General features: G+C 49.3%; 1 protein-coding gene. It reads left to right on the forward strand.

Annotated features, from left to right (window positions below):
* On the forward strand, positions 1 to 538 hold a 538-nt coding region (locus R7E78_RS28675; RefSeq protein ID WP_318058953.1), incomplete at its 5' end, for a TOBE domain-containing protein.
* Between the last annotated feature and the right edge of the window lie 46 nt (positions 539 to 584).

Here is a 584-nt window from a genome sequence, read left to right on the forward strand (position 1 = left end):
TACGCACGATCAAGATGAAGCGCTTTCGATGGCAGATCGAATTGTGGTGATGAACCATGGCGTAATTGAGCAAGTCGGCACGCCTCAAGAAATCTACCAACAACCGGCAACGCGCTTTGTGGCCGAGTTTGTCGGCAGCATGAATTTTATCGAGACATCTGTTGTGACCGAATCTCAGGTGCGTATTGCTGAGACTCTACTGCCAGCACCACGTTTAACCAATCGTAAGATTCAACGTGGTGACCGCTTTGATTTGGCGGTGCGTCCCGAGAACATCAAGTTTGTCGAAAACTACCGCAACTCGTTGCCTGTACGCATTACCGCTACCGAGTTTTTGGGCTCATTTTTCCGCGTGGATTGTGAGCTACAAAACGACAGCCAAGCGAAACCAATCGTTGTTGATGTGCCAGTCGAGACGGTGCAAAACCTCAATGTTCGCATTGGTGATGTGCGTTACATCCAGTTCTTGGAAAGTGGCTTGCACGGCTATGTAATCCCTTCTCAGGGGAATGCGTTTACAAAAGCGTTGGCGGCATAGGTGCAAACATGGATGCGAAGACAATGACGATGAATAGCCTGACGAC

The sequence above is a fragment of the Vibrio sp. YT-19(2023) genome (assembly GCF_033337395.1).